This window comes from Sandarakinorhabdus sp. FBCC-B8862, assembly GCF_059745315.1.
In genome coordinates this window covers 719,431-742,556 of sequence record NZ_CM185574.1, presented here as the reverse complement: position 1 = coordinate 742,556, position 23,126 = coordinate 719,431, and the positions used below count along the sequence as shown (strand labels likewise).

Sequence of the window (23,126 nt, the reverse complement as noted above, 5' to 3'; positions counted from 1 at the left end):
GGGGGACATGGATGGCCATCGATTTTGCCCGAACGACACGGGCGCTGGAAACCGAGCGCTGCGATGCAGCCCGCCTGGCCCTGCCGGTGGCAACGGTGCTGCTGATCCTGTGGGGCGCATGGTTTTGCCTGGCGCAGGTGAATGTCTATGACGTCTCGCGCCAGGCCCGCATCGAGGTGACCAGCGCCCCGCGCCAAGTGGCGGCGGACGCGGGTGGGCGGTTGGTGGAATGGCGGATGCGGGTGGGGCAGACAGTGGCAGCGGGGGACGTGCTGGCCCGGCTGGATGACCTTCGCGAGCAACTCGCGCTGACCGCGGCGGAGGCCCGACTGGCGGGCGATGCGGCGCGGGTGAAGGCGCTTGAGGCGCAACTGGCAGATGTTATCGCGGCCGGGCGCAACCGTGCAGCAGCGGCCGGCGCGGCCGCAGCGGCCGCGGGCGCCCGGGCCGATGGCGCGCAGGCGCGCGCCGGCTTCAACCGGGAACTGGCCGAACGCCAACAGCAGGATGCCACAGATGGCGGCGTGGCGCCGATCGAGGCGCAGCGTGCGGCGACTGACGCGCAGGAGGCAGGGGCCGCTAGCATGGCCCTTGCGCAACAGCAGCGCGAAGCGGCTGCCGGCGCCGGTGCCGTGGCGGCCGAAGCCAATGCCGGGGTGGATGCCATCCGTGCAGAACTGGCCGGGGCGCGGGCACAATCGGCGGCAAGCCTGCAGGCGGTGCTTGAGGCCCGGCGCGCGCTGGCGCTTCGGCTGATCCGGGCGCCGGCGGCGGGGGTGATCGGCACGGTGGCGGTCCACCGGCTGGGAGCGATCCTGCCGGCCGGGGCGGTGCTGGCCAGCATCGTGCCGGCCGGGCAGTTGCAGATTGTCGCCCGCTTCGATGCCGCCCATGGCCTTGGCCGGCTCGACGCTGGGCAGACGGCGCGGCTGCGGCTGGATGGCTTTGCCTGGGCGCAATATGGCGCGGTGCCGGCGGTGGTAGAGCGGGTGGCGGCCGAACCTGATGCCGCCGGCCTGCGCGTGGACTTGCGGCTGGTGCCGGCGCGCGGGCGCGCGCCGCCGCTGCACCATGGCATGTCGGGCGAGGTGGACGTGCTGACCGAACAGGTGCCGCCGGCGGTGCTGTTGCTGCGCAGCTTGGGGCAATGGGCGTGAGCGCCTGGTGGCGGCAGCCCGGCGGCCGGCGGTGGCTGGCGCCGGAAGTGGTGCAGACCTCGGCGATGGATTGCGGACCGGCGGCGCTGAAGTGCCTGCTGGATGGTCATGGTGTGCCGATCAGCTATGGCCGGCTGCGCGAGGCCTGCCAAACCAGCGTGGACGGCACTTCGATCGACGCCATCGAAAGCGTGGCCCGCCAATTGGGCCTGGCGGCCGAACAGATGCTGTTGCCGCGCGATTTCATCGGCCTTGATGATCAGGCCCAGTTTCCGGCCATCGTGGTGGTGCGCCATGCCAGCACGGCGACGCATTTCGTGGTGGTGTGGGCCAGCCACGGACCGTGGCTGCAGGTGATGGACCCGGCGATCGGCCGGCGTTGGATCAGCCGCAAGCGCTTTACAGAAACGATCTTCGCCCATCAACAATCGGTGCCGGCGCAGGATTGGCGGGAGTGGTGCGACAGCGAGGAGTGGCGCGGCCTGCTGGGCCAGCGGCTGGCCGGCCTGGGCCTTGACGCCGAGGCCGTGGCCGCTGCGCTTGCCGAGGCGGCGGCAGATCAAGGTTGGTTCGGATTTGGCGCGCTGGATGCGGCGGCGCGGCTGGCCGGCACGCTGTGCGAAGCCGGCGGCCTGGTGCGCGGCACCGAAGCGGAACGCGTGGTTTTCGCGCTGTTTCGCGACACATTGGCCAGTGAAAACGACATCTTCGCGCTGCTTCCGCCCGAATACTGGTCGGTTCAACCCGATCTGGCAAACACGGATGCCAGCCGGCAGATGCTGCGGATCAGCGGCGGGGTGCTGATGGCGGCGGTTGGCGCCGCCGCACCGGTTGCGGCCGGGTTACCGCCCGAACTTGCCGCGGCGCTGGCGGAAGGCCGGGCGCGCCCGCTGCAGCGGGCCTGGGCGCTGATGCAGCAGGATGGCGCGCTGCAGCCCGGCCGGCTGGCGGTGGCGATCCTGGTGCAGGGGCTGGCGCTTCTGGTGCAGGTGGCGCTGTTTCGTGGCCTGATCGACCTGGCGCAGAGCCTGGCGCTGCCGTGGCAGCGGTTGGCGGCGCTCGCCCTGCTGTGCTTGTTGCTGCTGCTGGCCGGGATGCTGGAACTGGGGCTGGCAGCCCGCGCAATCGGGCAGGGACGGCGGCTGGAACTTCGCCTGCGCCAGTCCGTGCTGATGCTGTTGCCGCGCCTGAGGGACCGTTATTTCCAGAGCCGGCCGATCACCGACATGGCTGATCGCAGCCACAATATCCAGGCGGTGCGCGGCATTCCGGTGCTGGCGACCCAGGCCGTGCAGGCAGTGTGCGAGCTGGTGCTGACCCTCATCGCCATCGCCTGCATCGCGCCGGGCAGCATCGGCTGGGCGCTGGCGCTTGCCGCGTTGGGGCTTGGCCTGCCGGCGCTGGTGCAGCCGCTGCTGAACGAGGCCGACCTGAGGGTGCGCAACCATGGTGGCGCCCTGCACGGCTTCTATCTGGATGCGCTGCTGGGGCTGGCGCCGATCCGCGCGCACCGGGCCGAAGCGGCGGTGTCCAGCCAGCATGAAGAGCTGCTGGTGGATTGGGTGCAGGCGGCGCGCGGGCTGGCGCGTTGGTCGCTGGCGATCGAGGCGGTGCAGATGCTGCTGACGACCACGCTGGCCGCGACGTTGCTGGTGCGGCACTTCTCGGCCCAGGGTGGCATCAGTGGCGCCGATCTGCTGCTGTTGTTCTGGACTTTGCGGCTGCCGGCGATTGCCGATCGGCTGTCGGGCCTGGCGCGGGCCTATCCGGCGATGCGGAGCAGCCTGCTGCGCCAGTTGGAACCGCTGGACGCGCCATCCAGCCCGCCTGCGTCCGCCGTCAGAGCGCCGGCCAGTGCGCACCCGGTCGCGATCAGCATCAGCGGCGGGCGGGTGGTGGCGGGCGGCCATGTGATTCTGGAAGGGCTCGATCTGGCACTGTCGGCGGGCGAGCATGTGGCGGTGGTCGGCCGGTCCGGCGCCGGAAAATCCAGCCTGCTCGGCCTGTTGCTGGGCTGGCACGAACTGGCCGAGGGGCAGTTGCTGGCGGATGGCGCGCCGCTGGATGCGGCGGCGCTGGCGGCGCTGCGGCTGGTGACGGCCTGGGTGGACCCGCAGGTGCAGCTGTGGAACCGGTCGCTGCTCGACAATCTGGCCTATGCCAGCGACGATGGCGCTCTCGCCCGAGTGCGACCGGCGCTGACCGATTGTGACCTGATCGGCCTGACCAGCAGACTGCCGCAGGGGCTGCAGACATCGATCGGCGAAGGCGGCGGCTTGCTCTCAGGCGGCGAGGGGCAGCGGGTGCGCCTGGGCCGCGCCCATCTGATGGCGACGCCGCGCCTGGTGCTGCTGGACGAGCCGTTTCGCGGGCTTGACCGTGGCCAGCGCCGACAGCTGCTGGCCAGCGCCCGCCGGCGCTGGGCCACGACCAGCCTGATCTGCGTGACGCACGATATCGCCGAAACCCGCGATTTTGCCCGCGTGCTGGTGATCGAGGACGGGCGGCTGGTGGAAGACGGCGCGCCCGCTGCGTTGCTGGGCGTTGGCGGGCGCTATGCCGAACTGATCGCGGCGGAACAGCAGATGAGCGGCCAATTGTGGCAGGCCGGGCGTTGGCGGCGCTGGCATGTGGTCGATGGCCGGGTGGAGGCGCGGGCATGACGGCGGTGGCGCCCGACGGGCTGTTGTGGCCTCAGGCCGAAGCTGGCGATTTGCTGACAGCGTTGGCGCAGCGCGCGGGATTGGTGCCGGGCGAAGCGCCGGGCCTGATCCCGCACGATCCGGCGGTTGCGCACGATGACTGGCTGGGCTGGGCCGGTCGTCAACTGGGCATCGAGGCGCTGCCGGTGGTGGCGACGGTCGCCTATCTGCCAGGGTTATTGCAGCAGGGCGGGCCAGCATTGCTGCGGCTGGGGCCGGCGGGCTGGCTGGGGCTGGTGGGCCAGCGCCGGGGCCGGCCGCTGCTGCTGGGCCGCGATGGCCGCTGCCATGCGGTGGAGGCGGGCCAGCTTGCCGGCTGGCTGACCGGTGGCATGGCCAGCGCTGCGCGCCCGGAGGTGGAGCGCCTGCTGCGGCGCGCCGGCATCGCGTCGGCGCGGCTGGTGGCGGTGGCCGATGCGCTGGTCGCGCAGCGGCTGGCCGATCAAACGCTGACTGGCATCACGCTGCTGCGGCTGCCCGCTGGGGCGGGCGCAGTGCAGCAGGCGGCGGCGGTCGGTCTCGGGTGGCGGCTGGCCCAGATCATTGCGCTGTTCGTGCTGCTTTATGGTGGCGAATTGTGGAGCTGGCAGCTGATCGGCGGTGCCACGCTTTCGGGCCGGCTGGACTGGGGCTGGCTGATGGCTTGGCTATTGCTCGGCTTCACCATATTGCCGGCGCGGTTGCTGGCGAACTGGATCGAGGCGATGTTCGCGATCGATGTCGGCCGGCTGGTAAAATCCCGATTGCTGGCTGGCGCGCTGGCCCTGCCACCCAATGCTGTAAAGCGCCAGGGCGTTGGCCGTCTGATCGGCCGGCTGATGGAGGCCCAGGCGCTCGATGGCCTGGTGCTGGGCGGCGGGTTCGCCGTCCTGGTGGGCGCGGTTGAACTGGGCTTTGCCGGCTGGGTGCTGTCGCTGGGCGCGGCCGCCATGGTACACTTGGCGCTGCTCGGCCTGTTCCTGATCCTGACAGTGGTGCTGGCCAGTCGCTATCACCACCGCATTGCGGCCTGGTCTACCAGCCGGATGGACCTGACCAACCACCTGATTGAAGCGATGATCGGCCACCGCACGCGGCTGGCGCAGGATCGGGCGGAGCGGCGCGCGGTCGATGAGGATGCAAGGCTGGTTGCCTATCAGGCGCGGGCGCAGGCGATGGATACCGCCACGCTGGCGCTGGGCACCGGGCTGGCGATTGGCTGGCTGGTGGCCGGGCTGGCACTGCTCGCCCCGGCGCTGGCCCGGCCCATGCCGCCGGCCGCCACGGCGCTGGCGATAAGCCTGGGTGGCCTGCTTCTGGCCCAGCGCGCGCTGGCCGGCATCGGCAACGGGCTGGCCAGCCTGTCACGCGCCGGCTTTGCCTGGGGCCAGGTGGGGGAATTCGCGCGCGGCCGCCGGCGTCCGGCGCCCGGCCTGCCGCCGCGCCCATCTGTTGCGACACCGCCATCGGGCCCTCTGCTCGAAGGCTTTGGCCTGCATCATGCCCACGAAGGCAGCCAGCGGCCGACCGTGGCGGGGGTGGATCTGACTGTTAACGCCGGCGACCGCATCCTGATCGAGGGGCCATCGGGCGGCGGCAAATCCACCTTGGCGGGGTTGCTGGCCGGCCAGCATGCGCCCGATGCCGGCCTGCTGCTGCTTGAAGGGCTGGATGGCCACAGCATCGGCGATGACTGGCCTCGGCACGTGGCGCTGGCGCCGCAGTTTCACGACAATCACATCCTCACCGCTCCGTTGGCCTTCAACCTGTTGATGGGCCGGCAATGGCCGCCGGCCAAGGCGGACCTCGATGACGCGCAATCGCTGTGCGAGCGGCTGGGGCTGGGCCCGTTGCTGGCGCGCATGCCCGGCGGACTGTTCCAGCCGGTGGGGGAAACCGGCTGGCAATTGTCGCATGGAGAGCGCAGCCGCATTTTCCTGGCGCGGGCGCTGCTGCAGAAGGCCCCGGTGACGATCCTTGATGAGAGCTTTGCTGCGCTGGATCCGGCGACAATGGCCACCTGCCTCGACACCGCGCTGGCCGAAGCTGAAACCCTGGTGGTGATCGCTCATCCCTGATGGGCGGTTCAGGGCCAGGCGATCGTCTGCCAATCCGTTGCCGCCCCGCTGGCGGCACCGCGCGCGAAGTGCAGCACCGCCCATTGCATCGATCCCATCAGGGCTGCGGTCGGCGCGGCGGCGCAGTCGGCGGCGATGCGCTGCCAGAGCTGCCCAGCCGGCATGCCGGTAGCGGCGACATGGGCATCACTTAAAAAGGCGCGGGCAAAGCCCGCATCAATGGGCCGCGGCTGATGAAACAGCTGCAGGCCAGCGGGCGCGATCGCAGCCAGACCGAGCCGTGGCGGCTGCGGATCATGCCGGTCTACCGGGGCCTGCAGGCCGGCGAACAGCAGGGACAGGCGATGCTGGAGCGCATGCGCCCCATCGGCAAAGGGTGTGGCAGCCTTGGCACCCAATGGGCTGCCATCGCCCAGGATCCAGGCCAGCGGATGGGTTTCGGGCAGGCTCATGGCGGCGTGAATCACCACGAAGCGCCCACCTGGCGCCAGGATGCGGCACAGGCCCCGGCACACCGCCACGTCATCCAGCCAGTGCAATGCCTGCGAGATGGTGACCAGATCATATTGCCCATCATGCTGGGGCAGGCGGTTGCAGCTTTCGTTGAGGCAGGTGAGCGGCAGGCCCAGCCGCGCCGCCTCGGCGCTGGCGGCAGCCACGAAGCCGCGCGAATATTCCATGATCGTGACCTCGGCCCCGAGCGCGGCGGCCTGCAGCGCCAGACTGCCGGGGCCGGCGGCCAGATCGAGCAGGCGTGTGCCCGGCCCGATTCCGCCGTCCCGCGCCAGGTGGGCAATGATGGCAGCGGGGAAAGGCCGGTGCGCGTGGTAGGCGGCGGCCATTTCCGCGCCATAGCGGGAGCGTTCGCCGCCTGGCGCCACCAGCACGCCAGCGACCTGCATCCCGGCGATGGCGCGTTGCAGCCGCCGGGTTTCGCGGCTGCAGTCGCCAGCGGGCTTCAGCGCCAGCATGCGGCCGATCCCGTCGCTCACCCGCAGCCCGCCGCGCTTGCCGAACAGCGCCAGCAGCAGCCGTTCGCGATCATCCAGCCAATATTGCGGATAAGGCTCGGTCTCCCCCATCACGAAGCTGCGGCCATCGCCGCTGTGGCCCAGCGTGAAATCGGGCGAGGCCACCAGTTTCATGGCGGGTGACAGGGCATGCGGGCTAGCGTGGCTCATCCCCCGCATCAACGATTGGCGCTGGCGAAAATTCCCGCATTTGTGCCGGCTTTGCGGGGGCAGCGATTTATTTGTAGGCTTGGCGAATAATCCGCCGGCAAGCGCGTTGATGCGCTGGAGGCATGATGAATGGTGCGGCACCTTTGACGGATACCGAGGATGTGCGGCCGCGCATCATTGCCTTTTTGCCCCGGCTGCGGCGCTTCTGCCGGGGCCTGGCCGGCGGCGATGGTGATCGGGGCGATGATCTGTTGCAGGCCACCGTGGAACGGGCGCTGGCGCGGATCGAACATTGGCAGCCGGGCACCAGCTTGGAAAACTGGATGTTCCGCATGGCGAGCAACCTTAACATCGACCAGCTGCGCAGCCGCCGCACCCGCGGTGTGAGCGTGGATGTCGATGAGGCGCATGATCTGGCCGGCGAGGATGAACTGGCCAGGCTGGAGCATCGGTCGGAACTGGCGGCGGTGCGCGGCGCGCTGGCGGCGATGCCGCCCGATCTCAACCGGGTTCTGACCATCGTGGTGATCGACGGCCAAAGCTATCGCGAGGCGGCCGAACTGCTCGATATCCCGATCGGGACGGTGATGAGCCGGCTGTCGCGCGCCCGGCAATTTGTGGAGGCCCATGTGCATGGCAGCGTGCACGGCGGGCCGGAAAGGATCGCAGCAGCATGAACCGGGAACAACATCACAGCGATCACGACATTGCCGCCTGGATCGATGGCGAACTGCCGACCGAGGCAGCTGACGCCATGGCGAAGGCCGTGGCGGATGATCCCGGGCTGTCGGCCCATGCCGAACGCATCCGCCGACTCGACGATCTGGTGCGCCAGGCCGTGCCCCGCGCCGAGGCCGTGTCGCCCGAACTTCTGGAACGCTTGGGCCTCCACGTGTCGGCCCCGGTGGTGGACCTGGCCGCCGCCCGCGCCGCCCGCGCCGCCCGCGAGGCCCGCATGGCCCCTCCGGCGAGTGCCCCTCGCTGGCCGATGGCGCGCATGGCGGCCCAGTTCCTGCTGGTGGCTGGCCTGGGAACCGTCGTGGCCGTCTGGCAGATGCCCGGCACCGGTTCTGATGCCAACTATCGCACGCTCAGCAATGGTTCTGCGCCGCTGGCATCCAATGGCCTGGTGATGTTTGCCCCCGGCGTTGATGCCGCCACGGCTGATGCCATTGTGTCGGCGGAAGGCGGCCGCCTGCTGGCCGGTCCCAATGCCGCCGGTGCCTGGCAGATGGCGCTGCCGGCCGACCGGCGGGATGCCGCCCTCGCAGCGCTGCGTGCCGATGCGCGCGTGCGGCTGGCGCAGCCGCTGGATGGGCCGCAATCATGAGGATGCTTGGGCGCCTTCTGCTGCTGCTGGGCCTGTTGCTGGCAGCGGTTCCGGCCGTGCGTGCGGCCGAGCCGCCGGACGAACGCCGCGTGATGGTGATGCTGAAGCTGGGTGCGGAGCATTTCCGGTCGGGCGGGGATTATGGTGGTCCCTATGGCGATGCCATGGCGGAGAAGGCCCGCCTTCGCTTGGCCAGGCGCATCGCCCGGCAACATAATCTCACGGTTTTGGAAGCCTGGCCGATGGCGCTCATTGGTGTGGATTGCGTGATCATGGCCGTGAATGATGCCCGGCCGCCCGAGGCGGTCGCAGCGACGCTGTCGCGGCTGCCGGGCGTCGCCTGGTCACAGCCGCTGAACCAGTATCGCATGCAGTCGGCCCCGACGGCCCCGCCAACCTACAACGACGGCCTGTTTCCAGCACAACCAGCGGCAAAAAGCTGGGATCTCGCTGCGCTTCACGGCATGGCCACCGGCCGCGGCGTCACGATCGCCATCGTGGACAGCCGCATCGATGCCGCGCATCCCGATCTGGCCGGGCGCATCACCAGTGCACCGGATTTTGCCGCTGGCGGAACGGCCCATGCCGAGCGCCATGGCACCGGCGTTGCCGGCATCATCGCTGCTCGGCCCAACAACGAAATCGGCATTGCCGGTGTGGCACCCGGCGCCCGCGTGCTGGGCCTGCGCGCATGTTGGGAGCGTGCGCCTGGCGGGCCCACCGTTTGTGACACGCTGTCTCTGGCCAAGGCATTGACCTATGCGCTGGAAAATCACGCCGACGTGATCAATCTCAGCCTGACCGGCCCGAATGACCGGCTGCTGGAAATGCTTGTGACGTTGGCGGTCCGTCGCAACATCATCGTGGTCGCTGCTGTTGATGCGCAGCAGCCGGCCGGCAGCTTCCCTGCCTTTGTGGCAGGTGTGCTGCCGGTGGCGGACGCGCGATTGCCAAGCGGTCAACCCCCTGTCTACATTGCGCCGGGCATCGATGTCCCGACGACGGAGCCGAATGGAAAATGGGCAATGGTAAGTGGCAGTTCGTTCGCCGCCGCGCATGTCAGCGGTCTCGCGGCACTGCTGCACCAGGTGGCCGGCACCAGTGCCCGGGCAACCAGCCCCAGCAGCCTGCTGGGCCCGCCTGGCTTGATCGATGCCTGCGCTGCGCTGGCGCGGGCCGGGCGATTTGAGCACAGGTGCTCAACCAGGGGTTAGGCTGTCGCCGTTGGCGGTCGTGCGCCTTGCGTCGATACTGGCAATGCTTCTGGCCATCCCAGTCCGGGCGCAGTGGGCTGGATCGGTGGCGCTTTCATCCAACGAACTGTTTCGCGGCCAGAGCGTCAGCAGCGATGCGCCAACCGCATCGCTGGCGCTCAGCTTCGACCATCAGAGTGGCTTCTTTGCCGGCGGCGGCGCCAGTCTGGCTGCGGCGAGTGGCGGGCCACGCCTTGCCTATGCCAATCAATATGCCGGTTATGCTGCACGGCTTGGTACGTTTTCGGTCGAGGCCGGGCTGATCCATCGCAGTTACGACCGTATCGTGGATATCGAATATCGTCGTGGCTTTTTCGAGGCCTATGCCGGCATCACCCACAAATCGATCAAGGCGCGGCTCTATGTTTCGCCCGACTATCGCCGGGACAATCGTGTGAGCTACTATGGCGAAGTGAACGCCCGGCTGCTGGCTGTGGGGCAATGGAATCTGGAAGGGCATGCAGGTCTATCCGTGATTGCCCAACCAGATGGCCGCGGCCGTGCGCCGATGCGGCCATTTGTCGATTGGCGATTGCAGATCGGTCGTCCGATTGGCCCACTTTTCCTGACCGCCGGCATGGGCGCGACGGGCTATCCGGTCTATGCCAGAAATGGTCGTGTGCGTCCGTTCCTGTCGATCAGCCACGCCTTTTGATCGACCCCGAGCTCAGACTCGAAAAAGCAGCCATCAGGAACAGCATCAGTCGGATTCAGGGCAGGAATTTGAAGCTGCGGCCACCGAAGGTGAATTCGGTGGTGCGTGGCTTCCACAGCGGTGTCGCCATGGTGGCCGACCAGGCAGCATGGGCGCTGCGCATCAGATCGGCCTGTGCGGCGTCGGTGGTGATGCGGTTGCGGGTTTCGCCTGGGTCGGCTTTCAGATTGTAGAGCAGTTCCTCGCCGTCAGCGTTGCGAACATATTTCCAATCGCCCTGGCGGATCGCCGCCATCGGGCTGGTGCGCCAAAACAGGGCCGGACGCGCCTTTGTGGTCTTCAGTTGGGCGACGAGATCCATGCCGTCATAGGCGCGGTCCGCAGGCAGGCTGAGGCCGGCAGCGGCAACTGCGGTCGGGAAAATGTCGAGGCTTGAGACCGGGCGGTCGATGGTCTGGCCGGGCTTTACCTTGCCGGGCCAGCGCAGCATGAACGGCACGCGCACGCCGCCTTCCAGATAGGTCAGCTTGCCACCGGCCAGCGGCTCGGCACTGCACAAATCGGGGATGTAGGCGGCGCAACCATTGTCGCTGAGCAGCACCACAATGGTGTTCTGTGCCAGTCCCTTGGCTTCCAGATGATCGAGCACGCGGCCGATCTGGTGATCGGCCATGGCGACCATGGCAGCATAGACACGCTGGGTGGTGTTGGGGATGTGCGCGAAGCGATCATACCATTCGCGCGTGGTTTGCAGCGGCGTGTGCGGCGCGTTGTGGGCAAGATAGAGGAAGAAAGGCTTGTCGCCGCCGGCATCGATGAAGCGCAGGGCTTGATCCGTCATCACCTCGGTCATGTGGCGATCGCCCATGTCAACGACGGTGCGGGTGGGGCCGGTGACGATCTGTTCGGTTGGGGCAACCACCTGATAAGGCTGGGCCAATTCGCGGCCATCGCCGGGCTTGGAGGGCGGGAAGGCGTTGACGGCGTTGGGCGCGTCCGGCCGGATGAAGTTGGTTTGCCCGGTGAGCAGGCCCCAGAAATGATCAAAGCCGCGGTTGGTGGGATAATGTTCGTCGTTCCAGCCCAGGTGCCATTTGCCGATGGCGCCGGTGCGATAACCGCCCGCCTTCAGCACATCGGCCAGCGTGCGTTCGCGCGGATCGAGGCCGCGATGCTCGGCTTGGTCGAGCCGGCCGGGGCCATTGTTGTACTCAAAGCCAAAGCGTTGCTGGTGACGGCCGGTCATCAGGCCGGCGCGGGACGGCGAACAGATGGGCGCCGACACATAGCCCTGGCGGAACAGCACGCCGCCCGTGGCGATGCGATCGATGTTGGGCGTGGGGATGCGGCCGCGGTGATAGGCCGAGACATCGGCATAACCCAGGTCATCCATGATGATGACAAGGATGTTGGGCCGGCGGGCAGCGGCCGCGGCCGGCGCGGGTGCCACCCGGTCACGCTCGGCCGCCACCGCCGGCCCGGCAGCAGCGGGGAGGATTGCGAGGGCCACTGCCGAGGCGCCGATGAACAAGCGGCTGGCCTGTGCCAGCCTGTGATGCGCAGTCCTGATCATCAAGCACCTCCAACCGCGAGAATTACCGACCGGTCGGTAAGTGTCAAGGGCTGGTGAAGCGCGACAGGATTGGCAGCAGCCGCGCAGCCGCGTCGGCAAGCAGCGCCGGATCGGTCGCATCGGCATCGTCGCTGGGCAGATGGTGATGCGGGCCATAGCCGGCAAAGCCGAGGTGGACGGGATAGCCGGCCTTCACCACATCGGCCATTTCGCCAAAGGCAGCGGCATGGGTGGGCACCAGGGTGAATTCGCCAGCCATGCTGGCCTGCACCGCTGGCGCCAGCCCATCGGAAAACAGGGCATAGCGGGTGGCGCGGTTGGGGGCGCGGCTGTTGGCGCTGGCGTGGGTGGCGATGCTGGCGCCCAGGTGCAGCCACAGGCTGGTTGTGGCCGGCGCGGGGCCGGTTTCCAGCATGCGGGCCATGCCGCTGTGGCCGATCTCGTGGCCGGCGGTGGCGATGAACATCAAATCATAGGGCAGGTTGGCGCGGGCCCAATTTGCCAGCGCCAGGAACAGGGCGATGCCCGGCCCGCGTTCGCCGCCGCACGGGCCCCAACCGGTGTAGGGCGTGGAGATGACGACGAGGCGATCGGTGCCGGGGCGATCGAGCCGGGCTATGACATTGTGGGCCATGCCATCGGACGGATTACCCATCATCTTGATTGTGATGGGTTTCTTGCTCGCCTGTGCCGCGCTGGCCATGGCGGTGCCGATGGCCATGACCGGCACCGGCCAGGGGGCATCATCGGCCTTCACGTTGAAGCGATAGGGGCCATCGGCGCCAAGACTGGTGGCGGTGCGCAGCAGCACGGCGCGGGCTCCTTGTGCGGCGGCCTCGCGGACTTGGGTGGCCAGGCTGGCGGGCAAGTAGCTTTGATCTTTCACGGCAACATCGATCAGGGCGATGCCGCCGGGGCCAAGCGGGGCGGTGACGTGATGGCGGCCAGCGGGTGGCCACCACATCGGGGCGGCGTGCACGGGCTGGCTATTGATGAGCAACTGGCTGCGTTGGCGGTGGATGCGGATGGGCACGGGCTGGCGTTCGATGCTGTAGCCCAGTGTTTTCAGCCGTTTGGCCAGCCAATCCTCGGTGGCGCGGGCGCCGGGGCTGCCGGCGAGATGATCGCCCTTGGCGACGTAGGTGCGGACATCGGCGTGCAGGCTTTCGCCATCAAATGGGTTGGCTTGCGCCGGCGTGGCCAAGGTCAGGGCTGCGGCGAGGGCGGCGCGGATCATGGCGTTTTCCCTTCGCGATCAAAGGCTTCCAGTTCGGCGGCGGCAGCGCCATCGTTCATGACGTGGGCCAGGCGTTCGGCGGCGGGGCCGTCACCAGCGGCGATCAATGCGAGCAGTTCCTGCCAGCGCGCCAGCGAGCCGGTGCGCTGGGCCGGGGTGCGGATGGATTCGATTTCCCAGGCATGATCAAGCCGTTCGACAAAGCTGCGGCGGCGGCCGGGCACGCTGGCGCCGCCGGCCACTTCGGCCAGCAGCATGTGCAGCTGCCGGCGGCGCCATTCATAGGCATCGGGGCTGGCATCAGCGGCGCAGGCGACCATCAGGCCCAGCGCTTCGGCCAAACGGGCATGATCGGCCGGGCGGGCGCGTTCGGCAGCGCGGCGCACGGTGAAGCCAAAGACCAGCCCACGCAAATCATTGAGATCAATCAGTTCCTCGCGGCTCAACGCCACCACGCGGACGCCCTTCCACGGGGCATCATCCACCAGGCCGGTCGAGCGCAGCAGGTGCAGCGCCTCCCGCACGGCCGGCCGGCTGGCGCCAAAGCGGGCGGCCAGTTCGGTTTCGCGCAGGCGCGTGCCGGGCGGGATGCGGCGAGTGAGAATCTCCCCCACCAACGTATCGGCCATTTGCTGGGTGAGGGTGCGGCTTGTGAAGCCGGTTGGTGGCACGGTCATGCCGCAAGGCTTGACTCGGGCTGGCCCAGCGGTCAACTCTCATGCCAGATTGTCTGACAATCTTGCAAAATTGGAGGACGAGATGCAGCAGGTGCAGGCGGCGATTTTGGCGGTTTTCGTGGCGGCGGCAGGCCCGGCGGTGGCCGCAACGCCCGATTGCGTGGCCGCAAACGCCTATTCGGTGGCGCGCAACGGCGCATCGGTGCTGGCTCTGGTCAACGGCACGCCGCTGTGCCGCGATTATGCCAATGGCGGCGGGCCGGGCGTGGCCTGGGGCCTCGCATCGGGCACCAAAAGCTTCTCCGGCATCATGGCGGCGGCGGCGGCGCAGGACGGGCTGCTCAGCCTGGAGGAGCCGGTTTCAAAGACCATCAGCGAATGGCAGGCCGATCCCGCCCGCGCCGGCATCACGCTGCGCCAGCTCTTGTCACTGACCAGCGGGATCAGCGGTGGGCGTGTGGGCCGGCCGCCCAGCTATGCCGAGGCGGTGGCCATCCCGGCTGAGGCGGCGCCGGGCAGCCGCTTCAGCTATGGCCCCAACCCGTTCCAGATTTTTGGCGAGGTGATGCGGCGCAAGCTGGTGGCGGCGGGCAAGGGCAGTGATCCGCTGGCCTATCTGGATGCCCGCATCCTGACGCCGCTCGGCATCAAGCCGCAGCGCTGGGGGCGGGGGCCAACGGGCGATGCCATGCTGGCTGCCGGCGCGGCGTTGACGGCGGATGATTGGGCGCGCTTTGGCGAGTTCGTGCGGGCTGGCGGGCGCTGGGGCGGCAAGCAACTGGTGGACCCGGCCACGTTCAAATCCCTGTTTGTCGGCAGCAAGGCCAATCCGGCCTATGGCGTCACCTTCTGGTTGGCGGGTGGGCCCGATGGCATTGATCCGGCCGGCAGGCCGCGCGATCCCGGCGAGAGTGCGGCCCTGCAGAAACTCGCGCCCGATCTGGTGATGGCGGCCGGCGCCGGGGATCAGCGCCTGTATGTGCTGCCGTCGCGCGGCATGGTGGTGGTGCGCCAGGCGGTGCAGCTGACCCGGTTTGACCGCCAGGCGCTGCGCCAGAGCGGCAACGCGCCGCCGCGCTGGAGCGATGCCGAATTCCTGGCCGCACTGCTGGGCAAATAAGGCTTATTTCCGCAGCACGCCGCCGAGGCTGAGCCGGGTGATGTGATCGGCAATCTCGTCCAGTTCCAGCGGGCCGCCGGGGCGGCGCCAGCGGCCCATCCAGATGATCATGCCGAGGATGGAGAAGGTGGCGACGTTGAGATCGACATCGGCCAGCTTGCCCTGCGCCCTGAGCGCCGCCAGCGTGCCGCGGACGAATTCGAAATAGGCGCGTTTGCGCCCGTCGATATCGGCCTGGCGTTCGGGGCCCAGCTGGCCGGGTTCATCCACCAGGATGGTGATCGGGTTGCCCTGTGGCCCCTGGACGCGGCCAATGTTGTAAACATGGTTGCGGATGATCGCGGCCAGCCGGGCTTCCGGATCGTCAATCAGGCGCGCCGGTTCGACAACGTCGCGTTCCAGCACCTCCATGCCCCAGCGCATCAGCGTGTAGAGCAGGTCCTCCTTGCTCTCGACGAAATAATAGAGGCCGGCCTTGGTGATGCCCACCGCCTTGGCGATATCGGCCATGGAGGTGTTGCCGATGCCCTTTTCGACGAAAAGGCGGGCGGCGTGGAAGAAGATCTGCTCGCGCCGGTCTTCGGCGGCCGGGGGCTGCTCGATGATGAAATCGCCCACGATCAGGCGCTTGTTTGGATCGAAGGACATGAATTGCGGCTCCGCACGGCCGGCGCAGGGCCGGCCACATGCGCGCAACACCAGACCATGATGCTCATGGTGTCAACACGCGGGTGCTGCCGGCGCCCACATCCAGTTCGAGCGTGCGGTCCGCAGCGAGGCCATCGAGGGCGATGCGGGTGCCATCGGCCAGGATCACCTCCAGATCGACACGGCGGCGCTGGCCGAGGCCGAAATGGGCGCGCAGGGCCGACGAGCTTTTGTACGACTGGCTGGAGGAGAGCTGGCGGGAGCCGATGATGCGGCCATCGGCGCGGGCGATGACGCGGGCCCCGGCCAGCCGGGCGTGGGAGACGTTGTTGAAGGCCAGTGCAATCCAGTGGTTGCCCGCCCCGCCAAAGGCGCCGCGGTTGCGCCACACCGTGTCCAGAAACCGCCCCGCCGGCAGTGGCGGCAGGCCGAACTGGCCTTCGGGATAGGAGTGGCCTGGATCGGCGATGAACATCAGGTCCATCAACCCGTCACCATCAAGATCGCCAGCCTCCATGGCGATGCTGTTGCGGTCGAGCCCAGACAGCGGCACCGGCACCGGTTCGAAGCGGCCATCGCCCTTGTTGAGGAACAATATGTTGCGCAGTTCGTCCCAGGCGCCGTCAAGCTCGTGGCGATCGGCGACCATCAGATCAACGAGGCCATCATTGTTGAAATCCTCGAACAGCGCATCGGCACCATAGATGCTGTAATCCAGCCGGGTGAAATCCTTGCACAGCGGGTAATTGGGGGTGAAGTCCGGGCATTTTTCGTGGATCACGCCGGGCACGCCGATCTTGCTGCCAAAGAAATCCTGCCAGTGGCGATAGGGCTGGTTGAGCACGCCGAGCCCGGCGGCATCGGTGGCTTCGGCGAAGCGGAAATTGCCCTGGTTGCGCCACAGCCTTGCCACCGAACGGTCGGTCTTCACTGTCCACGACAGATCGTTGGGGCCAACGGCGATCAGATCGGCGAGACCATCATTGTCGATATCGCCGGCCGCCAGATAGGGCAGGCTGATGGCCTTGGCCTCGGGTTCATAGAGGCCGGTCTGCCGGTTCCAGCGGGCGCGGCCGGCTTCGGCGAGGCCATTGCCGGTCAGCCGTTCGAAGCCGAACTTGCCATCCTCCTTCAGGCGGTTGCGCCACACCCACACGCCGGTGTGATATTCGCCGCTGGCGCACGGATCGGTGGGCCGCGCCATGTTCATGTCGATATGATAGGATTGGACGAGATCGAGATCGCCATCATTGTCGAGATCGCGCAGCATGATGCCGGGGCCGGCGCGATCGATGGTGGGATTGCAGGTGAATTCGCCCGGAAAGCCGGGAATGAGGCCGCTGGTGGACAGATCCTCGAACCGGCCATCGCCAAAGCGGCCGGAGGCGGCGGGCACATAGCGGTAGAAGCGGTGGCGCGGGATGCCGAGGCGCTGGGTGTTGCCGATATTGTCGGCCGCCACCGCGATATCGAGCCAGCCATCGCCATCGACATCGGCAATGGCCGATTGCCGGTTGTAGGCCTGATCATTGGCGAGCCCCATCGCCTTGCCGACATCGCGGAACCGATCCCAGCTGCCATCACTGATCAGCAGATTGTTGCCGCCCGACGGCGCGTTCACCGGCCCGCGGTTGCGGGTGAGGAAGATATCCAGCCAGCCATCGCCGTTGAAATCGACGAGATTGGCGATCTGGGTGCGCAGGCCCATGGCATCGGCGGTGAAGCCGCTGCCGCTGACCAGGATCGGGTGGCGGGCAAAGCGCCAGCAGCCCTGGTTGAGGAACAGCCGGAGCTCGCCACCGGCGCGGCGTTCGGCGCGGTTGCGGTTGTCGCCCACCACCAGGATGTCGAGCCGGCCATCGCGGTTCATGTCCACCAGCGCAGCGCTGCCGGTGCCATCGGACAGATCGGTGATGCCGGGCACGGCGACGCGTTCGAACAGCGCCTTGGCCTTGGTCTTGGCGGCGGGGCAGGGCGCATCGGCGGCGAGGGCAGGAGTCGCCGCCAGTGCAGCCAGAAGCGCCATCATGCTGATATTCTGTGCCAATCCCGTCATCTGCTGCGCCTCCGTATGAAGTTACCGACCGGTCGGTAGCATTTTTGCGAGGCCGGCTCCAGCCACGCTGGACAGACCTGTCGAAATTAGTTACCTACCGGTCGGTAATCAAAAATGGCGCGTGGCAGCCAGCCGCCGCACGACAAGGGGGAGAGGCCGCATGGCGATCGGATTGCGCAGCATGTTCCTGATGGGTGCGGCGTTGTTGCCCGACATGGCCCTGGCCCAGGCAGCGGCGCCGGCCGAACGCGAAGCAGCCGAAATCATCGTCACCGCCCGCCGCCGGGCCGAGCGGGTGTTGGATGTGCCGGGTGGGGCGAGTGTGATCGGCAGCGGCGTGCTGGCCGAACGTGGCGGCGCCACCAATATTGCCGAGCTGCTGGCTGGCCAGCCGGGCGTGCGGGTGCTCGATACGGCGAGCCCGGTGACCAACGAGATTTCGCTGCGCGGATCGCCGACGACGCGCGGCACGTCGGGCGATCCGGCGGTGGGCCTGTTCCGCGATGGTGCCTATATTGGTGGCGCCGGTTTTTCGGGCCGCAGCTTTGCCCGCATCGACCAGTTCGACATTGGCCGGGTGGAGGTGCTGCGCGGCACCCAGGGCGCGCTCTATGGCCGCAACGCGGTGGGCGGCGCGGTCAACATGGTGTCGGCGCGGCCGGAGTATCGGAACAGCGGCTGGGCGACGGTGCGCTTTGCCGGCGGCAACGACCAGTTGCAGACGCAGGCCGTGGTCAATCTTGATCTGGGCGACGGCTTTGCCATGCGGCTGGGCGTGGACAATGTGATCCAGGATGGCGGCTTCATCCGCAACAGCTTCCGCAACAACTGGCTGGACCGCAACGACAGCACCGGCCTGCGCGCCCAACTGCGCTGGAAGAACGACAAGACCGACATATTGGTGCGCGCCGAACATTCGAAGGGGCTGGTGCCGGCGATCAGCTTCCGCATCTTCATCGAACCGCGCCAGGGCTTTCCGTTTGGCCTGATCCAGCCGGAGCGCAGCTATCCCTGGTCCACCGATGGCTATTCCCGGCAGGAAATCAACGGCGGGCTGGTGGATGTGACCCATGATCTGGGCTGGGCCACGCTGCATTCGATCACCAACCTGCGCCAGCGCAAGGCCGATTATGCCTTTGACCAGGATGGCGGCAACCAGGCCGATTATCTGGTGCTGCGCGCGCAGGGCATCATCACCGTCAACCAGGACAATGGCCTGGAACAGCAACGCAATGAGGACACGACCTTCTTCACGCAGGATGTGAACCTGACCGGCAAGCTGGCCGATGATCGGCTGACCTGGCTGGCCGGGGTGGAATATCTGCGCGTGCGCGCCAACAGCGAGCAGCGCAACCTGCGCACGCCGACCACGGCCAACCCCTCGCTGGGCAACCGCCAACCGCTGGAAATCGATCTGGACAGCTGGGCTGTCTATGGCTCGCTCGACATGAAGCTGACCGACAGCCTGTCGATCATCGGGGAGGCCCGGCAGACATTTGACCGGCGCGCCGCCCGATCGCAGCGGTTTGACCTGAGCACCGGCCTGCCATCGGGTGGGGCCGGCTTTGTGGTGGATTTCCGCACCAGCCCGCGCAATTTCAATTACAACGCCACGGCGTCGTGGAAGCTGGCGCCGGATGTGCTCCTCTATGGCAAGGTCGGCACCAGCTTCCGCGCTGGCGGCTTCAACCAGGATCTGGGCGTGCCGCAGCAGCCGGTGGCGATCCCGGCCGCCTATGACGATGAACGCACCACCAGCTTTGAAAGCGGGTTGAAGGGCCGGCTGGGCGGCGTGGTGGAATTTGGCCTGGCCGCCTATCAGAACAATGGCAGCGACATCATCGTGCAGCTGAACAACGGCTGTTTCGTGGGCAATCCGGTGTGCAATGTGAATGGCACCAGCTTTTCCAGCAACGGCGGCAAGGCGCGCACGCGCGGGGTGGAGGCGGAAACCAGCGCCCGCTTGGCGATCAAGGGCGGCAGCCTGCGGCTGGCGGCCAGCGCGTCCCACCAGGAAGGGCGGGCGACCGAGGGCCCGTTTGCTGGCCAGCGGTTGCCGCAGATCCCGCGCTGGGTGTTTGCGGTGGACATGAGCCTGCGCCGCAAGCTGACCGACAAATTGGGCCTGTTTGCCAACGTGAACTACAACGGCCAGCGTGGCGGGGTGCATGATCTGGTGGCGCCGAACACGCCGCCGCCGTTCCTGATGGACCGGATCGACCAGCTGAACGCCCGCATCGCGCTGCAGACCGGCGGGCTGGAGGTGAGCCTGTTTGCCACCAACCTGACCAACGAGACGTTCGACATTTTCCGTGGCGCCAGCGCCCGCCGGTTGAACCAGCCGCGCAATTATGGCGCCCAGCTGGCGTATCGCTGGTGAAGCCGTTGGCGTGGGGCGTGGCGATGCTGGTGGCCGGGTTGGCCGGCGGTGCCGGCGCGGCCTGGCTGGCCACGGGCCAGGTGGACAGCAGCGCCGGGCGCGGGCCGTTTCCGTGGAAGACCATGGCCGGCAACGGCAGCGCGGCCGCCACACCGTTGCAGCGCGCCACTGTCGCCCGCATCGGCATCTGGGCGTTGCCGAGCCAGGAGGTCGTCTATTTCAACACAGAACAGGATGATGAGGGGCGGCCGCTGGATGTGGCCTGTGCCTATCGTCTGCGCGGGGCCCGTGACCCGGCGGCGCGCTGGTGGTCGATCGGAGCGTATCGGGATTATCAGTGGATCGACAATGGCCTGAACCGGTACAGCGTGTCGTCATCCAGCATCCGGCGCGATGCAGATGGCGGTTACACCGTGGTGGCCGGCGGGCCGGCGCAGGGCGCCAACTGGTTGCCGCTGGGCGATGTGGCGGGGCGGATCACCTTGTTGTTCCGGCTCTATATCCCCGATCCATTGGTGATGGCGGCGCCGGAGCGTGTGCCGTTGCCCAGCGTCACCCGGCTGGAGTGCCGGCGATGAGCCGGATTGGGCGGATCGCGGCGCGGCTGGCGCTTTTGGCCGGCGGCGCCGTGACGGGCTGGGTGATCATGCTGGATCGCATTCCCATCCTGGCGACCGACAGGCTGTTCGAGGCGATGGCGGCGGCCGGCGCGCGCCCCAACCGGCTGGGGCCGGCGGTGGTGCGCAGCGCGCGGGTGAACAAGGTGCCGATGGCCAACGCCGACATATTGGCGCGCAGTGCGATGCTGGATCTTTCGGCCGGGCCGCTGCGCTTCACCGGCACGCCGCCGGGCGACAAGGCGGCCTATTGGTCAGTCTCGGTGTTTGCGCACAACACTGATACGCTGTTCGTGTTGAACGATCGCCAGGTGCCGGCGGGCCACCCGGTGCGGGTGCAACTGCGGCTGGCGCATCAGCCGCGGCCGCCGGCAGGCGTGTGGGATGTGGTGCTGCCATCGCCGCGCGGGTTCCTGCTGGTGCGGCCCACGATGATCAACCGCGAGGATGCGGCTGGCGTTGCGGCACTGCAGGCGGCGTTGGCCGATCATCGGCTGGAACGGTAGACAGCGGCCCGGCCGGCCTGCCAATACGGGATCATGACTGGTTTGCAGCCGCCTTCTGATCCGCCGCCCGGCATGCGCTGGATCGCGGGCGGCACGTTCCGGATGGGCAGCGAGCGCTTCTATCCCGAAGAGCGGCCGCTGCGGATGGTGGCCGTTGATGGCTATTGGATTGACGAGACGCCGGTGACCAACCGGCAGTTCGCGGCCTTTGTGGCGGCGACCGGCCATCGCACGCTTGCCGAAATCCCGCCCGACCCCCGCGATTACCCTGGCATGGACCCGGCGCTGGCCGTGCCGGGGGCGCTGGTGTTCACGCCGCCGCCGGGGCCAGTGCCCCTCGATCAATATCAACGGTGGTGGCGCTGGGTGCCCGGGGCGGATTGGCGGCACCCGCTGGGGCCCGATGCCGATGTGGAAGCGCTGGGCCTTTGGGACCATCCGGTCGTGCAGGTGGCCCATGCCGATGCGGCGGCCTATGCCGCCTGGGCCGGAAAGGCGCTGCCCACCGAAGCCGAGCATGAATATGCTGCGCGCGGCGGCCTTGCGGGCGCCGAATTTGCCTGGGGTGACGAACTGGCGCCCGGTGGGCAAATATTGGCCAATTACTGGCAGGGCGAATTCCCGCACCACAACAGCCTGGACGATGGCTGGCTGCGCACATCGCCGGTGCGCAGTTTTCCGCCGAACGGCCATGGCCTGTACGACATGATCGGCAATGTGTGGGAATGGACCGCGGATTGGTGGCAGGAGCGGGCGCGCCCCCCGCGCAAGCGCCGGCCCGATGCCTGCTGCACGATCCAAAACCCGCGCGGCGGCGATTTATGGGGCAGTTATGACCCCGCCCAGCCCCAGGTGAAGATTGGTCGCAAGGTGTTGAAGGGCGGATCGCATCTGTGCGCGTTGAACCATTGCCAGCGCTTTCGCCCTGCCGCCCGCCATCCCGAAATGATCGACACCGCCACCAGCCATATCGGCTTTCGCTGCGTCGTGCGCCCCTGAGCGGGCTTCAATCCCGGCTGCGCAACTGGCTGGGTGGTGCGCCGAACCAGCGGCGCGTTGCCCGTCGCAGGCTGCGCGCTTCGGAATAGCCCAGGCCGGCGGCCAGATCTTCAAGCCCGGTTTCGGATTTCAGTGCTGCCAGCGCCTGTTGCTGGCGGACAGTGGCGATCAGGGCGCGATAGCTCTGGCCTTCATCGGCCAGCCGCCGCCGCAGCGTGGCAACTGAAAGACCCAAGGTGGCAGCCAGCTGCACCTGATCCAGCGGCGCCTGCCACAGCAGGTCGAGCACCTGTTCGGTGGTCGTGGCGCGCGCCAGTGGTTCGGCTGTGATCTGGCGATAGGTTTCGAACATCAGGCTTGGCCACAGGTCAAAGCGGTCAGCCACGATATCCAGCGCGGCGGTGGCGCCGGGATAGGCCAGCACAGCCGCATCGCCTTGCCAGCGGAGCGGGCAACCGAGCAGCGCATAGAGGCTGCCGGCGGCCGGCGCCGTGGTGGGCGGCGCGACAAGGCGGCTGGGCTGCAACCGCTGCCCCGTCATCCAGCAGCAGGCGGTGTGGATCACCACCACCACCATTTCGACATAGAGCGCGCGTTGTTCGGTGGCGTGACCGAGGCCGCCAAAGGCCAGGCGCAGATCATGGCCGTGGCGCACATCCAGCGGCAGATCAGGCCAGACAATGCGCGCAGCGGCCGCCAGCCGCGCGAGGCCATCGGCCAGATCGCGCCCAAGCCGCATCGCCGCCAGCAGGAGGTGAAAACTGCCATCGGGAACCGTCTGCGGCCCGATGGCGTGGCGTTCGTCGCCGGTGCGTTCGATGTTGTTGCGCAGCAGCCGCCAGAAATCGAGGTGGCCGATCGGGCTGCCATCATCGGGCAGGCCGGCATCGGCCAGCATCTGGCGTGCCGGCGCATGGCCCAGCAGGGCGGCCAGAAAATCGAAGGGGATCAGGGCCGGCACGGGCACAGGCTGCCGCA

The 23,126-nt window shown here is 68.1% G+C and carries 19 protein-coding genes; 12 read left to right on the top strand and 7 right to left on the bottom strand.

Features of this window, described 5'->3' with window-relative positions; all coding sequences use genetic code 11:
* Window positions 1-11 precede the first annotated feature (11 nt).
* From AC6BOR_RS03510 to AC6BOR_RS03500, 3 genes are read left to right on the top strand one after another with little or no spacing between them, the layout of a single operon-like run.
* Complete coding sequence (locus AC6BOR_RS03510; protein WP_498059829.1) at window positions 12-1,157, top strand: HlyD family secretion protein; 1,146 nt, start codon at window positions 12-14, stop codon at window positions 1,155-1,157.
* Window positions 1,154-3,820, top strand: a complete 2,667-nt coding sequence (locus AC6BOR_RS03505) for a cysteine peptidase family C39 domain-containing protein (protein WP_498059828.1) — start codon at window positions 1,154-1,156, stop codon at window positions 3,818-3,820. Before AC6BOR_RS03510 ends, AC6BOR_RS03505 begins: the two co-directional genes overlap by 4 nt.
* Window positions 3,817-5,916, top strand: coding sequence for an ATP-binding cassette domain-containing protein (locus AC6BOR_RS03500; RefSeq protein ID WP_498059827.1), 2,100 nt, complete (start codon window positions 3,817-3,819; stop codon window positions 5,914-5,916). Before AC6BOR_RS03505 ends, AC6BOR_RS03500 begins: the two co-directional genes overlap by 4 nt.
* 8 nt (window positions 5,917-5,924) lie before the next feature.
* On the opposite strand, the gene AC6BOR_RS03495 is transcribed toward AC6BOR_RS03500, so the two are convergent.
* Window positions 5,925-7,097, bottom strand: a complete 1,173-nt coding sequence (locus AC6BOR_RS03495) for a class I SAM-dependent methyltransferase (RefSeq protein WP_498059826.1) — start codon at window positions 7,095-7,097, stop codon at window positions 5,925-5,927.
* A 143-nt stretch (window positions 7,098-7,240) separates the two neighbouring features.
* On the opposite strand from AC6BOR_RS03495, the gene AC6BOR_RS03490 reads away from it, so the two are divergent.
* From AC6BOR_RS03490 to AC6BOR_RS03475, 4 genes are read left to right on the top strand one after another with little or no spacing between them, the layout of a single operon-like run.
* The gene (locus AC6BOR_RS03490; protein WP_498059825.1) at window positions 7,241-7,774 is read left to right on the top strand and encodes an RNA polymerase sigma factor; all 534 of its coding nucleotides are present in this window, start codon (window positions 7,241-7,243) and stop codon (window positions 7,772-7,774) included.
* Window positions 7,771-8,427: an anti-sigma factor gene (locus AC6BOR_RS03485; RefSeq protein WP_498059824.1), complete on the top strand. Its 657-nt coding sequence runs from the start codon at window positions 7,771-7,773 to the stop codon at window positions 8,425-8,427. The genes AC6BOR_RS03490 and AC6BOR_RS03485 overlap by 4 nt, the downstream gene beginning before the upstream one ends.
* Window positions 8,424-9,641 carry a S8 family peptidase gene (locus AC6BOR_RS03480; RefSeq protein WP_498059823.1) on the top strand — a complete coding sequence of 406 codons (1,218 nt, stop codon included), beginning with the start codon at window positions 8,424-8,426 and terminating at the stop codon, window positions 9,639-9,641. Before AC6BOR_RS03485 ends, AC6BOR_RS03480 begins: the two co-directional genes overlap by 4 nt.
* Window positions 9,580-10,335 (top strand): TorF family putative porin, encoded by a 756-nt coding sequence (locus tag AC6BOR_RS03475; RefSeq protein WP_498059822.1) that lies wholly within the window; start codon window positions 9,580-9,582, stop codon window positions 10,333-10,335. The genes AC6BOR_RS03480 and AC6BOR_RS03475 overlap by 62 nt, the downstream gene beginning before the upstream one ends.
* 55 nt (window positions 10,336-10,390) lie before the next feature.
* Here the strand turns inward: AC6BOR_RS03475 and AC6BOR_RS03470 are convergent, their stop codons facing one another.
* Genes AC6BOR_RS03470 through AC6BOR_RS03460 form a run of 3 tightly spaced genes read right to left on the bottom strand, consistent with a single transcriptional unit; the run spans window position 10,391 to window position 13,822 of the window.
* Window positions 10,391-11,908: a sulfatase-like hydrolase/transferase gene (locus tag AC6BOR_RS03470; RefSeq protein WP_498059821.1), complete on the bottom strand. Its 1,518-nt coding sequence runs from the start codon at window positions 11,906-11,908 to the stop codon at window positions 10,391-10,393.
* A 43-nt stretch (window positions 11,909-11,951) separates the two neighbouring features.
* On the bottom strand, window positions 11,952-13,145 hold the full coding sequence (locus AC6BOR_RS03465) for a zinc-binding metallopeptidase family protein (RefSeq protein WP_498059820.1): 1,194 nt from the start codon (window positions 13,143-13,145) through the stop codon (window positions 11,952-11,954).
* On the bottom strand, window positions 13,142-13,822 hold the full coding sequence (locus AC6BOR_RS03460) for a GntR family transcriptional regulator (protein WP_498059819.1): 681 nt from the start codon (window positions 13,820-13,822) through the stop codon (window positions 13,142-13,144). The genes AC6BOR_RS03465 and AC6BOR_RS03460 overlap by 4 nt, the downstream gene beginning before the upstream one ends.
* 49 nt (window positions 13,823-13,871) lie before the next feature.
* Between AC6BOR_RS03460 and AC6BOR_RS03455 the strand changes: the two genes are divergently transcribed.
* Window positions 13,872-14,942 carry a serine hydrolase domain-containing protein gene (locus AC6BOR_RS03455; protein ID WP_498059818.1) on the top strand — a complete coding sequence of 357 codons (1,071 nt, stop codon included), beginning with the start codon at window positions 13,872-13,874 and terminating at the stop codon, window positions 14,940-14,942.
* 3 nt (window positions 14,943-14,945) lie between these two features.
* Here AC6BOR_RS03455 and AC6BOR_RS03450 read toward each other — a convergent pair whose 3' ends face one another.
* Both AC6BOR_RS03450 and AC6BOR_RS03445 read right to left on the bottom strand, forming a co-directional pair.
* On the bottom strand, window positions 14,946-15,590 hold the full coding sequence (locus AC6BOR_RS03450) for a TetR/AcrR family transcriptional regulator (protein WP_498059817.1): 645 nt from the start codon (window positions 15,588-15,590) through the stop codon (window positions 14,946-14,948).
* A 64-nt stretch (window positions 15,591-15,654) separates the two neighbouring features.
* Window positions 15,655-17,646, bottom strand: coding sequence for a CRTAC1 family protein (locus AC6BOR_RS03445; RefSeq protein ID WP_498059816.1), 1,992 nt, complete (start codon window positions 17,644-17,646; stop codon window positions 15,655-15,657).
* A gap of 160 nt (window positions 17,647-17,806) precedes the next feature.
* Here AC6BOR_RS03445 and AC6BOR_RS03440 point away from each other — a divergent pair, with 160 nt between their 5' ends.
* The 4 genes from AC6BOR_RS03440 (at window position 17,807) to AC6BOR_RS03425 (ending at window position 22,148) form a co-directional block, all read left to right on the top strand.
* Entirely contained in the window at window positions 17,807-20,026 is a 2,220-nt protein-coding gene (locus AC6BOR_RS03440; RefSeq protein ID WP_498059815.1) for a TonB-dependent receptor, read from the top strand.
* Window positions 20,023-20,604 (top strand): DUF1214 domain-containing protein, encoded by a 582-nt coding sequence (locus AC6BOR_RS03435; protein WP_498059814.1) that lies wholly within the window; start codon window positions 20,023-20,025, stop codon window positions 20,602-20,604. The genes AC6BOR_RS03440 and AC6BOR_RS03435 overlap by 4 nt, the downstream gene beginning before the upstream one ends.
* Complete coding sequence (locus AC6BOR_RS03430) at window positions 20,601-21,149, top strand: DUF1254 domain-containing protein (protein ID WP_498059813.1); 549 nt, start codon at window positions 20,601-20,603, stop codon at window positions 21,147-21,149. Before AC6BOR_RS03435 ends, AC6BOR_RS03430 begins: the two co-directional genes overlap by 4 nt.
* Before the next feature lie 72 nt (window positions 21,150-21,221).
* Window positions 21,222-22,148: a formylglycine-generating enzyme family protein gene (locus AC6BOR_RS03425; RefSeq protein ID WP_498059812.1), complete on the top strand. Its 927-nt coding sequence runs from the start codon at window positions 21,222-21,224 to the stop codon at window positions 22,146-22,148.
* A 7-nt stretch (window positions 22,149-22,155) separates the two neighbouring features.
* Here the strand turns inward: AC6BOR_RS03425 and AC6BOR_RS03420 are convergent, their stop codons facing one another.
* Window positions 22,156-23,109 carry an AraC family transcriptional regulator gene (locus tag AC6BOR_RS03420; protein WP_498059811.1) on the bottom strand — a complete coding sequence of 318 codons (954 nt, stop codon included), beginning with the start codon at window positions 23,107-23,109 and terminating at the stop codon, window positions 22,156-22,158.
* Window positions 23,110-23,126 lie beyond the last annotated feature (17 nt).